At 48.0% G+C, this 14,622-nt stretch carries 15 protein-coding genes; 7 read left to right on the forward strand and 8 right to left on the reverse strand.

Going from position 1 to position 14,622, the window contains the following annotated elements; all coding sequences use genetic code 11:
• The first annotated feature begins 166 nt into the window (after positions 1 to 166).
• Positions 167 to 1,147 carry a Gfo/Idh/MocA family protein gene (locus BK126_RS20270; protein WP_076314368.1) on the forward strand — a complete coding sequence of 327 codons (981 nt, stop codon included), beginning with the start codon at positions 167 to 169 and terminating at the stop codon, positions 1,145 to 1,147.
• A gap of 86 nt (positions 1,148 to 1,233) precedes the next feature.
• On the opposite strand, the gene BK126_RS20275 is transcribed toward BK126_RS20270, so the two are convergent.
• The 4 genes from BK126_RS20275 to BK126_RS20290 form a co-directional block, all read right to left on the reverse strand.
• Entirely contained in the window at positions 1,234 to 1,545 is a 312-nt protein-coding gene (locus tag BK126_RS20275) for a winged helix-turn-helix transcriptional regulator (protein ID WP_076314369.1), read from the reverse strand.
• A gap of 153 nt (positions 1,546 to 1,698) precedes the next feature.
• Positions 1,699 to 2,235 carry an AbrB/MazE/SpoVT family DNA-binding domain-containing protein gene (locus tag BK126_RS20280; RefSeq protein ID WP_076314370.1) on the reverse strand — a complete coding sequence of 179 codons (537 nt, stop codon included), beginning with the start codon at positions 2,233 to 2,235 and terminating at the stop codon, positions 1,699 to 1,701.
• Between the two features lie 111 nt (positions 2,236 to 2,346).
• Positions 2,347 to 3,021 (reverse strand): CidB/LrgB family autolysis modulator, encoded by a 675-nt coding sequence (locus tag BK126_RS20285; protein WP_076314371.1) that lies wholly within the window; start codon positions 3,019 to 3,021, stop codon positions 2,347 to 2,349.
• Entirely contained in the window at positions 2,957 to 3,388 is a 432-nt protein-coding gene (locus tag BK126_RS20290; protein WP_076314372.1) for a CidA/LrgA family protein, read from the reverse strand. Before BK126_RS20290 ends, BK126_RS20285 begins: the two co-directional genes overlap by 65 nt.
• Before the next feature lie 164 nt (positions 3,389 to 3,552).
• On the opposite strand from BK126_RS20290, the gene cidR reads away from it, so the two are divergent.
• The 4 genes from cidR (at position 3,553) to BK126_RS20310 (ending at position 6,824) form a co-directional block, all read left to right on the forward strand.
• A complete protein-coding gene (cidR, locus tag BK126_RS20295) occupies positions 3,553 to 4,440 on the forward strand; it encodes a cidABC operon transcriptional activator CidR (protein ID WP_076314373.1) in 888 nt (295 codons plus the stop codon).
• Between the two features lie 100 nt (positions 4,441 to 4,540).
• Positions 4,541 to 5,395: a carbon-nitrogen hydrolase family protein gene (locus BK126_RS20300; RefSeq protein WP_076314374.1), complete on the forward strand. Its 855-nt coding sequence runs from the start codon at positions 4,541 to 4,543 to the stop codon at positions 5,393 to 5,395.
• A gap of 21 nt (positions 5,396 to 5,416) precedes the next feature.
• On the forward strand, positions 5,417 to 6,079 hold the full coding sequence (locus tag BK126_RS20305; RefSeq protein WP_256702955.1) for a GNAT family N-acetyltransferase: 663 nt from the start codon (positions 5,417 to 5,419) through the stop codon (positions 6,077 to 6,079).
• 73 nt (positions 6,080 to 6,152) lie between these two features.
• Positions 6,153 to 6,824: a GNAT family N-acetyltransferase gene (locus BK126_RS20310; RefSeq protein WP_076314375.1), complete on the forward strand. Its 672-nt coding sequence runs from the start codon at positions 6,153 to 6,155 to the stop codon at positions 6,822 to 6,824.
• 154 nt (positions 6,825 to 6,978) lie between these two features.
• Here BK126_RS20310 and BK126_RS20315 read toward each other — a convergent pair whose 3' ends face one another.
• Together BK126_RS20315 and BK126_RS20320 are read right to left on the reverse strand one after the other, a co-directional pair.
• Positions 6,979 to 8,877 (reverse strand): LTA synthase family protein, encoded by a 1,899-nt coding sequence (locus BK126_RS20315; RefSeq protein WP_083656057.1) that lies wholly within the window; start codon positions 8,875 to 8,877, stop codon positions 6,979 to 6,981.
• 297 nt (positions 8,878 to 9,174) lie between these two features.
• Positions 9,175 to 9,663 carry an antibiotic biosynthesis monooxygenase family protein gene (locus BK126_RS20320; RefSeq protein WP_076314377.1) on the reverse strand — a complete coding sequence of 163 codons (489 nt, stop codon included), beginning with the start codon at positions 9,661 to 9,663 and terminating at the stop codon, positions 9,175 to 9,177.
• 232 nt (positions 9,664 to 9,895) lie between these two features.
• Between BK126_RS20320 and BK126_RS20325 the strand changes: the two genes are divergently transcribed.
• Together BK126_RS20325 and BK126_RS20330 are read left to right on the forward strand one after the other, a co-directional pair.
• Positions 9,896 to 10,723 carry a glycerophosphodiester phosphodiesterase gene (locus BK126_RS20325; RefSeq protein WP_076314378.1) on the forward strand — a complete coding sequence of 276 codons (828 nt, stop codon included), beginning with the start codon at positions 9,896 to 9,898 and terminating at the stop codon, positions 10,721 to 10,723.
• 187 nt (positions 10,724 to 10,910) lie between these two features.
• Positions 10,911 to 13,232 (forward strand): ATP-dependent DNA helicase, encoded by a 2,322-nt coding sequence (locus tag BK126_RS20330; RefSeq protein ID WP_076314379.1) that lies wholly within the window; start codon positions 10,911 to 10,913, stop codon positions 13,230 to 13,232.
• Here BK126_RS20330 and BK126_RS20335 read toward each other — a convergent pair.
• Both BK126_RS20335 and BK126_RS20340 read right to left on the reverse strand, forming a co-directional pair.
• Entirely contained in the window at positions 13,213 to 13,485 is a 273-nt protein-coding gene (locus BK126_RS20335) for a hypothetical protein (protein ID WP_076314380.1), read from the reverse strand. The genes BK126_RS20330 and BK126_RS20335 overlap by 20 nt on opposite strands.
• Complete coding sequence (locus BK126_RS20340) at positions 13,475 to 14,224, reverse strand: MBL fold metallo-hydrolase (protein ID WP_076314381.1); 750 nt, start codon at positions 14,222 to 14,224, stop codon at positions 13,475 to 13,477. The genes BK126_RS20335 and BK126_RS20340 overlap by 11 nt, the downstream gene beginning before the upstream one ends.
• Between the last annotated feature and the right edge of the window lie 398 nt (positions 14,225 to 14,622).

The following is a 14,622-nucleotide window of genomic DNA, read 5'->3' on the forward strand; positions in this document are numbered from 1 at the left end:
TAAGATGCCCTCTTCAGGAGGGCATTTTTTATCGGTGTATAGATAGAGTTCGCCGGTTAAATTTGTTATTCTTAATAAGGAAAATGATGATAACATGCGGAGGCGTTTCATGGGTTGTGGTTCTCAGTGAAACCGTTATCTTAATTAGAAAAGGGGAATTGGCGAGATGACACTCAGAATTGGAATTATCGGCACGGGCTGGTTCAGTAAGGTGCACGCCGGGCTGCTGCAGCAGATGGAGGGTGTACAAGTTCAATCCATCCTTGGGACAAGCTCGGAGAAGGCAGACCGAATGGCAGCAGACTATGCTGCAAAAGGTTACGATCAGCTGACAGATATGCTGGATGCTGAACAGCTGGATGCCGTATATATTTGTGTTCCGCCTATGTCTCATGGGGAGATTGAGCTTGCGCTCATTGAGCGGAATATTCCATTTCTCGTTGAAAAGCCGCTGGCAACGGATCTTCTATTACCGCAGAAGATCGAGGCTGCCATTCGGGAGAAGGGGCTGCTGACATCGGTGGGCTATCATTTCCGTTATCAGGAGACGGTGGACCAGCTGAGGCTGGATCTGGCCGGACATACCATTGGCATGGCGAACGGAGCATGGAATGGAGGCATGCCAGGAGTCGCTTGGTGGCGGCGTCAGGAAGGATCAGGCGGACAATTTATTGAGCAAACGACACATATTGTAGATTTGCTGAGATATGTGGCCGGAGAAGTGGTGGAGGTTCAGGCTATGTACGCAAACCGCAGCCTTCACGAGCTGCATGAAGGTGTAAGCGTACCTGATGTAGGAACGGTCAATTTGCGGCTTGAGAGCGGAGCCGTAGCAAATATTTCCAACACATGTATTCTACCGGATGGTGTACCGGGTAGCAGTGGGCTGACCTTCTATTCATCTCATGGTGTATGGGATTGGAATCCGGAGAGGCTGCAGATTGCGCAGCCCGAACCTGCAGGGATGACAACAATAGAGAATAAGGGCAACGCATACTTGCTGGAAAATGAAGCCTTCATTCATGCCCTGCGTACAGGTGATCGAAGCCGTATCCGTTCCGATTACTCGGACGCGGTTCGTACACAAGCAGTCACCGTGGCTGCCCTGAAATCTGCGCAGACCGGAGAACGTGTTTCCCTTTTATGATCCTCATTAAACATACATGACAATAGCAAACAGCCCTGGGACAGATTCTTATCGATCGATTCTGCTCAGGGCTGTAACTCATAAATTTATATAATCCACTCGGTGGACCATTCGTAAATTTCTTTAATGACCGGTTCAATGGCATGGCCCTTATCCGTGAGCTCGTACTCGACGCGTGGAGGAATCTCCGGATACATCTTACGGGTGACAATACCAGCGACCTCCATCTCCTTCAGTCTTTCGGACAGCAGCCGCCCGCTGATAGCCATAGCTGCTTCCAGCTCCGTAAAGCGTTTCGGGCCAGATAATAAATGATACATAATGAGGACAGCCCATTTCTTGCCTAAGAGGTCCATTGCCTGGGTAATCGGGCATCGCTCGTTGTTTTGGGGCTCCATGAGATCACCTCGAATTATAATAGAACAGAATCATACTAATGGATATAACTCTATTATACCTCTTAACTCAATAAATTCGAGTCAAGCTGTGAATAAAAAAAACGAAACCCTCTCGATCTACCGAGAGGGTTATAGTAATTCATATTAATATGACTAGAGGAGCTTCTTGAGCTGAGATACACGGCCTTGACTAATACCTAACTTCTCAGCGATTTGATTCTGCGAGATACCTGGATTGCCTTCTATAATTTCTTTCATCCTGCGAAGCATTTGGGCTGTCTTGGGACGTACGTCACGGGCAAATTCATCCGATCCCGTTGAATAAAGATGTTTATGTACAGTTGATGATCCTGCGAATTTCGAATCTGTAAATGGGGATAAGCGGTGTTCTTGGTTGGAATTAGTCGAACCTTGTCGATCAGACTCAGGCATGTCCACCGAATGATCCGTGAATTTCAGTTCCTGAGCGCAGCTCTTACAAATAAATTGTTCCTTGAAATACATCTCCGTGTCCACATTTCCACAAAAAATGCATAGAGTAGACTTGTATTTACGAAGAATTAATTCTTTACCTTCAATAAAAAACTCCAGCGGATCTCCGATATCGATCTCCATGGTGTCACGCATTTCCTTGGGAAGTACAATTCGGCCAAGACGGTCGAGCGCTCTTTTCATACCGGTTCTTTTCATGGGTAATCTCCCCCGCTAATCAGCAGATATTATCATTTCTTCATTTTAAGGGAAGAATGTACTGCAATACAATAGGTTTTTTCAAAAATTAGCCAATATAATAGACTAATATTATAGAAATACCGAAAATAGGGGGGAGACCATGAGGGTAATGAGAGCGGCGAGAACCATGGATATACTCGAAATGGTACCTGTCAGCGGGCTGTATTCGAATGCTTTGGAAGTCCCGGTACCGTGCGCACTTGTACCAAAAGCGATTCCCCTGGCAATCTCTCCATCGATTTTCAGCCATTTTACTACATTGGGTCCGATCAGCAGCCCAGTGAGACCTGTAATGACAACGAAAACGGCGGTTATTTGCGGAATTCCGTCGATCATTGTCGAAATATTCATGGCTATCGGTGTTGTGATGGAGTGAGGGACGAGACTGGTTTCCAGCGCTGTGTCCAGATTAAACCATTTTGCGGTAACCATAGTGGAGATGATGGCGGTGAGCGAGCCGCTTGTAACTCCAATGGCGATCTCTCGCCAATTCTTCTTTAAAGCATCGAAATGCTTGTAGAGCGGTATTGCAAAAGCGATTGTAGCAGGCTGAAGCAGCAGTGTAATCAAACTGCCGCCCTCGTTATATGACTCATAAGACGTACCGGTTAGAAGCAGAACGACGACAATTACCGCAGGTACGATAAGCAGCGGGGAAAGGTAGACCTTAGGAAATTGTTTATACATTTTTTTGGCCAGCAGATAGATGGCTATGGTGAACAGGAGACACAGCAGGGCTGTCATAGGGTTTATTCTCCTTTCTCTTGGTGATTGCCTGAGCCGCAAGCCCGGATAGTGCCATGACGATAAATGTGCTGATAAGAATCACGAGCAGAATGCTGAGACCGCTCTGTTTCATGAGATCTAGATGGTTCATGATGCCGACAGCGGAAGGAATGAAGAATAGCAGCATTTCAGCCAGCAGCCAGCTGGCACCGGCCTCGATCCAGCGCAGCTTAACGATACCGGTCTTCAACAATATGAATAGCAATAGCATGCCAATGATGGAGCCGGGGATCGGCAGCTGTAAGAGCTGTACCAACCCATTCATCACAAATGAGATGACGAGCAGAATCACGACTTGAAATAGGATCTTTCCCGTTTGCTTCATAAGATGAGTCCGCCTCCTTTATATTAAAGTGATAATAATGTCTTCCATTCTCCTAGAATGTATACTAGTTGTTACTGAAATTTTACATGATTCATTTTCATGAGTAAAATGCATATTAAGCATGCCTGTCATTCCATTTTTCTATAGAAGGTGATTATTAATCCATGGATATTCGGCATTTGCAGTATTTTCTAGAGGTGGCGAGGCAGCACAGCTTCACGAAGGCAGCGCAGGTGCTGTTCATCACGCAGCCAACGATCAGCAAAACGGTAAAAAGTCTGGAAGACGAGCTTGGTGTGACCCTGCTTGACCGTTATGGCAAGAATGTGAAACTGACCGATGCAGGTGAAGTATTTGCCCGTCAGGCCCAGGAGATTGTGACTTCATTCCACAATTTATCCTCTGAGCTGGATGACCTGATGAATTTGAAGAAGGGACATATCCGGATCGGACTCCCGCCTATGATCGGCGCGTCTTTTTTTCCTAAAGTGATTGGAGCATTCTATAAGCAGTATCCGAACATTACAATTCAGCTGTTTGAGGATGGCGGGAAGAAAGTCGAGAATGATATTCTATCGGGCGCGCTGGACGTGGGGGTGACGGTACTGCCTGCAGATGAGGATTTATTCGACAGCTATATTTTCGTTGATGAATCCCTGAAGGTCGTGCTTCACCCCACACATCCACTTGCAGAACAGGATGAGATTCAATTGGCCGAGCTTAGCGAGGATGGATTTATTTTGTTCCGCGAGGATTTCTCACTGCATGACCGGATTATTGGAGCCTGTCAGAAGGCAGGATATCAGCCGCGAATTATATATGAGAGCGCACAGTGGGATCTGATCAGCAACATGGTTGCCGCCGGACTCGGGGTTGCTCTGCTGCCGGAGACGATCTGCAGAGAGCTTCGCCAAGAGGAGGTAAGGATCCTTAAGCTGAAGGAGCGGATTCCGTGGGATCTCGGCATGGTGTGGCGGAAGGACCGCTACCAGTCATTTGCGGTACGAGAGTGGATTGCTTTCTCAGAGAAAATGCTTAAGCCTAAGCACTAAACAGAAGGGATATTCCCTGATACAATGGCTTTGAAGTGACGATTCAATACTTAGACCATGATCCACATCGAACTTTAGATAAGTGAAGGAGGAAGCCCGAATGAAACTGCGTGTATCTGCCGTACAATACAAGCTTCAGACTATTACCAGCTTTGAGCAGTTTGCAGCCCAAGTGGAGCATTATATAAAGACAGCCGAGGAATTTGACGCCGAGTTTATCCTGTTTCCAGAGTTTATGACAACACAGCTGATGTCGATCGGCGATGAGAATAGAAATGCACTTGGGATCGAGGATTTGCCGAATTTTACGGAGGCTTACGAGGCTTTGTTTACACAGCTCGCCAAGCAGTACAATGTCCATATTATTGCAGGCACTCATGTGATCAAGAAGGATGACAAGCTGCTGAATACCGCACATCTATTTTATCCGAATGGCCTGATCGGCCGGCAGCCGAAGCTGCATATTACGCCTACGGAAGTGAAGGAATGGAATATGGGGGCAGGTGAGGGATTAACGGTATTTGAGACGGATAAAGGAACGATTGCCGTGCTGACCTGCTACGATATTGAGTTTCCTGAAATTGTTCGTATGGCCAAAGCCAAGGGAGCGGATGTGATCTTCTGCCCTTCTTGTACGGATGACCGTCACGGATTCTATCGTGTTCGATACACAAGCCATGCGAGAGCTGTAGAGAATCAAGTATATGTGGTTCTGACCGGAACGGTCGGAAGCCTGCCGACCGTTGACTTCATGCGGGCCAATTATGGTCAGGCTGCGATTATTACGCCGAATGACATTCCGTTTCCGCCGCGCGGAATTATGGCCGAAGGGGAAATCAATGACGATATGATCGTAACCGCGGATCTGGATCTTGACCTGCTGTATGAAGTGCGTGAGCGCGGAGCGGTAACAACCTGGCGTGACCGCCGGGTGGATCTGTACCCAGACTGGTAGAAAAGGCAGGTGAGCTTGGCGGTGTATCGTAAAGAAATGTATATCCTAAGTGAGGGTAAGCCGGTTCCTGCCGTCGTTCGGAATTATACCGAGAACGACTTTGATGAGCTGATTGCGATTCAGGCAGAATGCTTTCCGCCTCCATTCCCACCGGAGCTGTGGTGGAGCAGAGAACAGCTGAGCAGTCATATTACCCTGTTTCCACAAGGGGCACTTACGGTTGAGGTAGACGGCATACTAGCCGGTTCAATGACGGGGCTTCGAACGATGTTTGACCCGGCACATCCCGAACATACCTGGGCAGAAGCAACTGACGAAGGTTATATTCGAAATCACCAGCCGGATGGTGATACACTATATGTCGTGGATATCAGCGTCCGTCCTGCTTATCGCAAACTCGGCATTGGACAGCTGCTCATGCAATCCATGTACCATGTCGTTATACAGGAAGGTGCTCAGCGGCTTCTGGGAGGCAGCCGAATGCCCGGGTACCATAAAGTGGCGGACAGGATGAGTGCTGCGGATTACCTGTCTGCGGTCGCCTGCGGTGAGCTTCGTGATCCCGTCATTTCCTTTTTGCTGCGCTGTGGACGAACACCTGTGGCCGTCGCTGAGAATTACCTGGATGACGAGGAATCCTGTCACTATGGAGCACTGATGGAATGGCGCAATCCGTTTAAATAAAACTGAATTATGCGCAGAATCGTAAAATGAGAATGCGGGCTAGTTAATTAAGGTGAACGAGGAGGTAGTCATAATGGAATATATTCGTATTGTCTCGATCAAGGATCCGCTCTTTGCACAAATGCATAAGCTGATGCAAGAGGTGTTTCCCCCGGAGGAAGTGCTTGAATTCTCACTGTGGGAGGAACCATTAAAGGACCCGGGTATCCGGGTATTTGTGGCGGTGCTGGACGATCAGGTAGTTGGAGCTACGGAGTATCGCTATTATTCGGATTGGAATGTAGCGATGACTGATTTCACGATTATTGGGCATGATGGACTTGGGATTGGACCGTTTCTGGCCAATGCACGCCGGCGCGATCTGAGAAGCTTGGCGCAGGCGGAAGGCAAGGAGCTCTTCGGCATGTTTGCCGAGATTTATAATCCCTACATATCGGATGAGCATGAATTTGGCGGCATCAAGTCGATGAATCCTTATGTACGTAGAGAAGTGCTTTCTCATCTAGGTTATAAAAAGATTGATTTCCCTTATGTTCATCCTTCATGGCAAGGTGATGGACAGGCGGTCGGCGGCCTTGATCTGTGCTTCATGCCGGCAGATGAATCACAGAAGGGGATCTCCAGCAAGCTGGTGGCGAACTTCCTGAAGCGCTATTATGCAGTGCTGCCTGTCAAGCCGGCAGAGTGGACTTCCATGGTGGATAAGCTGGAGGAGCAGGAGGAGCAGGCGCTGCTTCCGCTCTAATTGGGCTGACAATAGCGAAGCTGAATGATCTGCGGACAGTTATGACGCCTAGCTCGGAGCGGATGTCTGATCCGGTCCGCATATAGAATAAATATAAGCCTTCTGCCAGCGGCAGAAGGCTTATTTCTTATCATTATATATCTACTTAATTAAATTATTCCTCTATGTCAGAGCGCTCAGGCAGCTGTGACACATAGCTGTATGAATAATGCATTAGGGCAAGCGCTCGTTCGTACTGATCTTGGCTTACGTCAGGAGCTTCCGTTCCTGATGCTTCCTTCGCGAGCAGAGGGTCTTCAGGCGGCACAAGAGAATCTATAAATTCCTTTGATGCTGTTTCTTCAATCTCGGGCAGTTTATACTGCTTGCCATCCTCAAAGCCACTGCCGGGAATGAACATTCCCTCCTGACTGATGAATGATCCGGTTGGCAGATAATAGCGCTCAGGAAGCAGATTCGGCTGTCCGCTCAGCAGATCCTGTCCGAAATGAATATAATCGTCCATTGAGATGCCCAGCAGGCTTGCAACCGTCGGTACAATATCGACCTGCCCGCCAAGCTGATCTACTCTTGCACCTTCTACGGCACCTGGGGCGGAAATAACGAGCGGAATATTGATCATGTCTGCCATGGAATATTCACGTCCGAATATTTCCTTCATCAGTGCTTTATCATCGGATTCAAGGGAATAGATGGGCAGACCCAGGTGATCGCCATACACAACGATGAGACTGTTATCCCAGACGCCGTTCTTTTTGAGCTGGTCTATAAATAGGCCGAACTCGTAATCGGCGTAATTCTGTGCTCGAATATAATTGCCGACCAGCGTACCCTCGAAACGTTCCGGCAGGTCCATCTTGTATCTGTCCTCAGGCAAATGGTAAGGATGATGGGCAGACATCGAAATCACCTGTGAATAGAAAGGCCGCCCTTCCTCTTGCAGAGCTGCCAGCTCCTCTGCTGTCTTACGGTACAGCACGGCATCTGATGCCGCGAATGCAATCATATCTTCTTCCCCGAAAAAGTCATATTCATAGTAATCTCCAAAACCGAGAGCCGAGTACATCTCCAGCCGGTTCCAGAATTCTACATGGTTTGTATGGAAAGTGGTTGTATTATAACCGTTCTCCGTAAGCAGTCTCGGCAGACTCGGCACCTCATAATCCGCATATTCCTGTGAGGCGGCTCCCCGCGGAGGGATGTAATAGGAAGAATTGACGACAAACTCGGCGTCGGATGTATTCCCTTGACCGACCTGCTGATAAAAATGCGGGAAATACAAGCTTTCCTGCGCCAGTTTATTCAGATTAGGCGTAACTTCTTGGCCATCCACATTCAGCCCGACCAGGAAATTCTGGAAAGACTCGAGCTGTATGATAATCACATTGCGGCCCTTGGCTGCATCCCAGTAGCTGGAAATGATGGACTCTGGTGCATCGATGCCTTTGAGCTCATTAATGCTCTCCTGGGTAATCTCCTTCTGAGGCACGGGGTCCTCAGGCCGGTCTGAGGCAATCAAGAAGGCCTCGTAATTGAGTATACCCATGGATTCCGCTTGATTCAGCTCATTCATACTTGCCCGGTTCGGCCAGATGTTAAATACGGTAATGATGGCCGAGATGACGAATATGCTGACAGCGGTTCTCTTTCCAAGCCGTGGCAGCTTCTTCGGGGTATAGAATACCTGCTTATTCTGACGAATGCGGCGCTGAATGAAATATACGAGCAGCACAATGATATCTACAAAAATAAGCAGATAATAAGGAGCGAGCAGTGAGAAGATACTGCTGTTGACCGAAGTTACCTGATTAACCTGGGCAAGAGCATGGTAGGTAACGATAACTCCGTAATATTTGTAGTACATAATAGCAGCAAAAAAGATGACCGTTATGATGAGATTCGTCATCATGTAATACCCGATCTTTCTCTTGTCAGCGAAGCGTTCAATGATGGCAAAGATCAGCCATACAAAAGGAATCTCAGTCAAGAGAGGCTGCCAGAATGGGATATCATCAAATATGGCGTACCAGGTAAGGTAGCTCTTGATCAGCATGATTAAGGTAAAGAAAACAAACGGCTTGGTTAAGAATGTCTTCCAAGCGAAGCGTTCCAAATGTACCGCCTTCCTTCCACTTGCAAGCAGTCTGCAATGTAAAATAATGGTATTAGTATACAATAAGATCGAGTGCTTGTTACAGCACTGCAATAAAATATTATCCTATGGATTTAAAAAGTTGTCAAAAGCCGCCAAGTGGGAAATGAATGTAAAATAGCCCGCATTCACCAGCCCTAAAGGATCAGGATCAGGTAATGCGGGCTTACATAAGGTTATTGTTCAACATTCATTAGGTTATTGAACCGTGTACGTCGTAATAAAAGAAGGACGGGCAAAGATTGAAGGAGCTTGAGCCTTCAGACCTTCTTGAGAATCACGTTTCTGATGTGCATGGGCAAAGGCCTGGGATTGCTGCCAAGCCTCAAAGCTTGCTTTGGAATCCCATGCGGTAAGGATGACATACGTATCGCTGTTCAGCGGACGAAGCACGCGGATACCTGCAAAGCCTGGCTCATCTTCTACTTTTCGAGCACGGTTCATAAATCTCGCTTCAAATGCTTCTCTTCCATCGTCTGTGACCGGAATATTGTTCATGACAATAAACTTGCTTCCGCTAAGGCTTCCGCTTGCATCAATCGCTTCATAGGCAGGAATGGCCGGGTCGTTGTCGACCATAGCATCGAGTTCGATCACATAACGTGTGTCTTCATCATTCTGAAGCGTGAAATAAGGGTGCTCCTTAAGTGCATCCGATATTGGTGATGACAAAAAATATAGATACATCGCTTTAGACCTCCTGTTATTTAAAATGTTCAATATCCAATATAGCATAGCTTATTCTCTTCTCTATTTACTAAACAGATCAATGGAAACAATAACGATACAGGTATTATGAAATGGATTCCGGGTATATAACAGTAAACTCAAAATCTTTACATTCATATACAGCAGATGATGATAGGTCTTTACATTCTCCTGTTATGTTGAGGTAAAAAAAAGGAGAGGTGAGTCGGGCGTGGTCAAAACCTTGAGAACTTTGCTTATCGCTTCCATCATCGGAATTGGTGGAGATACAGATCATATTGCCGCTGCCAACTCGGCTGATCCGGTAGTTGTTGCCCATCGGGGAGCAGCGGGGTACGCGCCGGAGAATACGATGGCTGCTTTTGAATTAGCATACCGAATGCAGTCAAGTATGATCGAGCTGGATGTACAGCGGAGCCTGGATGGAGAGCTCGTCGTCATTCATGATCTCACATTGGATCGGACGACAAGCGGGACGGGAGAAGTCAGAATGCATACGCTGGAGGAGCTGAGAAGCCTGGATGCAGGAAGCTGGTTCGGAGGAGAGTATAGCAGCCAGCAGATTCCTACGTTCGAAGAGGTTCTGGCGCATTACAGAGGTAAGAATATCGGGTTTCTCATAGAATTGAAGGCACCTGAGCTGTATCCCGGCATCGAGAGACAAGTGGCGGACTCCTTGATCAAGTACGGATATGACAAAATGGGGCCCGGGCAGGTGATCGTTCAGTCCTTTAACCATGAATCCATGGCGACATTCCATGATATGCTGCCTACCGTACCGACGGGTGTGCTGATCGAGGATCCTGCAGATTTGGATAACGACAAGCTGGATGAATACCGAGCCTATGCTTCGTATGTAAATCCACATATCTATGCAGTAGAGCATTCACTTGTTCGTCAAATCCATGCTAGAGGAATGAAGATTTATGCTTGGACACTGCGCAGCCGAGAGGAAGCGGACTACCTGCTTGATCTAAGGGTAGACGGAATTATTACCGACTATCCCGATTACGTGCCTTATAAGGAAACGAAGAAGTAAAGTGAATTTAAGTGAATTCATGCGAATTGTTCATAGAACCCCTCTCTGGCTGCTATCGTTCAAGTGGTCGTAAGAGGGGTTTTTGTCGATCTTTTACGAATACGGATAAGCTGCTTAGAGAACTGGTATCTTCACCTTCATTTTGATACAGTGAGAAGACGAAAATGAACAGGAACGGGTGAAACGCATGCCATATGAAATTTCTATATCTGTCAGACCTCTGGTGGAGTATGTATATCGAAGCGGCAGCATTACGGGCGGATTCCGGACGAATGCGACGATGCACGAAGGGACCCGGATTCATCAGAGCATTCAGAAGACCTATGCAGATACGGATCAAAAGGAAGTATTTCTCAAGGGCCAGATCCCCTGCGGAGATCTTCTATTCAAGGTGGAAGGGAGATGCGATGGACTTATTCAGCTGGACGGGGCATGGACGATTGATGAGATCAAGTCGACAGCAGCTCCGCTTGAGGACTTGGGTGGCGGGCTTCCGGTTCACTGGGCACAGGGTAAAATGTATGCTTATATGTATGCCAAGGCAGAGGGACTCTCAAGCATGCAGATTCAGCTGACCTATGTACGGACAGGCAGCGGTGAGCAGAAGAGAATGCTGGTTACCCACTCTATAGAAGAGCTTGAGATCTTTGCACGAGAAGTTGTTGAAGCTTATGCGCCTTATGCGGAGATGCTGAGGGAGCATGAAGAGAAGCGCCAGCCGTCCATTGAAGCGCTAGGCTTTCCTTTTCCTTCCTACCGTGCGGGACAGCGCAAGCTGGCAGGTGCTGTATTCAAAACGATCTCCGAGGGTGCCGGGCTGATGGCGAAGGCGCCGACAGGAATTGGCAAGACGATGTCGACTTTATTCCCGGCTGTCAAGGCAGTCGGAGCAGGACATATCAGCAAAATCTTCTATTTGACGGCACGGACAACGACCCGGGCAACGGCGGAGGAAGCCTTTGCGCGAATGCAGGCACAGGGGCTGTATATGAACTCGGTGACAATCACCGCCAAGGACAAAATCTGCTTCAAGGAAGAGGAAGCATGTGATGCCGGGCAGTGCAGGATGTGCGAAGGATATTACGACCGGATTAACGGGGCGGTCCTTGATATTATGAAGCACGAGACGATCATGACTAGGCCGGTTATTGAAGCATATGCCCGCAAGCACCAGGTGTGCCCGTTTGAATATTCGCTCGACATTGCTTACGCGGCGGATGCGGTCGTATGCGACTATAATTATATTTTTGATCCCCGAGTGTCCTTGAAGCGCTTATTTGAGGACCAGAAGAAGCAGACGGCCGTACTGGTCGATGAGGCTCACAATCTGGTCGATCGAGGCCGGAATATGTTCTCGGCGGAGCTCGTCAAATCCGTCTTTCTCGGGATCAAGGATGAGTACAAGACGGCTAATGAAGGGGTATCCCGAACGGCCGGAGAGGTTAACTCGTTCCTGTACGCAGTCAAGAACAACTGTAACAGCGAGGGGCGGATCATTCAGTCTGAGCTGCCGGAAGAACTGATCAAGCGGCTGGAAAAGTTCGTAGAGACAGCAGAAATTGAGCTGGTCTCCGGCTCTTCTGCAGATCGAGTCAGTCTCGAAGCGCAGGAAGAGCTGCTTAGCACGTATTTCGCGGCCCAGAACTTTATTCGAATGGCTAAGCTCTATGATGATCACTACCTGACATATGCGGAGATCATCCGCAGTGACTTCCGAATCAAGCTGTATTGTCTCGATCCTTCGGAGCTGCTTCGGCAGGCAGGCAAAGGCTACCGGTCTATCATTCATTTCTCTGCCACGCTGTCACCGATGAATTATTACCGGGATATGCTGGGTGCTGGCGAAGAGGATTATACACTCAGCATTCCTTCGCCGTTCAGCAAGGATCAGCTCGATGTACGGCTGGTACCGCTGTCGGTCAGATACAATGACCGGGAGAGGTCGAAGGGAGCCATCGCCAGACTTCTACAGCGGATCGCGGAGGAGCGGCCGGGGACAAATCTGCTCGTCTTTTTCCCGTCCTATTCCTATATGCAGGAAGTGTATGAAACCTATACTCAGGATGAAGGCAAGGGTGTAGATGCCATCATACAGCAGTCTTCCATGAGCGAGGAGGAGAGAGATGCCTTCCTGTCCGGCTTCCAGCCGAATCCTGAGCGCACGCGGCTGGGGTTTGCAGTGCTCGGGGGCGTATTCTCCGAAGGGGTTGATCTTCCCGGCGACAGGCTGAACGGTGTAATCGTCGTAGGTACGGGTCTGCCTCAGATTGGACTGGAGAACAATATGCTGCGGGATTACTTCAACCAGACCGGGAGAAACGGGTTTAATTACGCTTATGTTTTCCCGGGAATGAACAAAGTGCTTCAGGCAGGCGGGAGACTCATCCGTACGGAGGAGGACGAGGGTGTGCTCGTGCTGGTCGATGACCGCTTCGCACAGGAGCCTTACCGTTCCTTGCTGCCTGAAGAGTGGAGGGAGTACAAGCAGATTAACCCTGCTTCGATCTAGTGTAGCTGTGGACGAGCTTGATGAAGTAGAAAAGGAAGATCCAGGGCAGGATGAATTTCGTCATCCACTCAACACAGCTCATTAAGATCGAGAGAGTTACTGCAATGCTAATCCCCAGAGAGCTCATGATAATACTTATGGTGAGAATGACCAAAAGAATAACGATCATGACAATATAGAAAGAGTTTTTAGATAGCAGGTCTGTCGAAGTATGCTTCCTATTTACTGAATGCTCCTCCGAATTATTGTTCATGCAGCCGAATCACCTCCAGCGGTTCTACGAGCTTCGAAACAGCATTCTGGTTAAATTGTTTGCGGGCATCAGGTGACGCATAACCGTCGTGGTAATGCATGAGCAGCGTTTTGGCCTGGATCGGCAGCGGTAGAGACTTGATGTCGTCCAAATGGGTATGCGATGAGATGGTCACGTCCTGCAGATGGCACTCATAGAAAATAATCTGCACATCATCAGCAATGCGCTCAAGCAGCTCGGAATCCATCGTCGCATCACCGCTGTAATAGAATAGCCCGGGAGCATACAATCCACAGCTCAGCATGCCGGGTACATGCTTCGTGAGCGTAAGCTCATATGTAACGCCTCCAATGCTGAAGGGCTTCTGTTCCCGCAGCGGAACCAGCTCGAAATAGTCTTCCAGGGTGCGCTCACCCTGTACGGTATAACGCATGCCAGGCTCTAGCGAGCGCCAGAGCGGCTCCATTAAATCTTCGTGGATGTAGAGCCTAGGCTTCTGCTCACCAAATACTTGTGCGTAATAACCGAGCTGCTGCAGGCCATTGATGTGATCATCGTGCAGATGGGTAATAAACACGTCCTTGATCTCATCCAGCTTGATTCCCATCTTATACAGCACCTTCGCGTTCGACTCAGGAAAGTCAATAATGAGCCGAGTGTCATTATACAGGATCATCGCGCTGTTGTGGTCTTGTTCGAAGCTGAACATATCTCCCGTCCCCAGAAATGTAATTTGCATTTGTCCGATACACCTCATTTTCTTTTTTCTTCAATTATACCGTTCCCAATATAGAAGAACGTTAAAATTCAGAAAAAGTTATTCACCTGAATCCATTTCATAATACCTTTAGCTGCTTCAATCAAGGGTATATAGATCATCAGAATCTTTCCTGAACCAAATTCTCTATTCAATTCTCCGGTTCATCACAATGCCGACATGTCAGTCAACAGTCATTTACATTGCATGAATTCACGAAAAATGTCAGTGAGCGCACGCACATGTCCATTCAGTAAACATTTTTGTTAGCGTTCTCATTTTATTGTTGAACTTTCTTGGGAAAGGGTGTAGGTTAGAGTTTGAGAGTATAAATAAACCTGAACGAACCAAAATCAACCTTAAGGGAGTGGGCAAGGAAG

This window comes from Paenibacillus sp. FSL H7-0326, from assembly GCF_001955535.1.
Taxonomy (GTDB): domain Bacteria; phylum Bacillota; class Bacilli; order Paenibacillales; family Paenibacillaceae; genus Paenibacillus; species Paenibacillus shunpengii.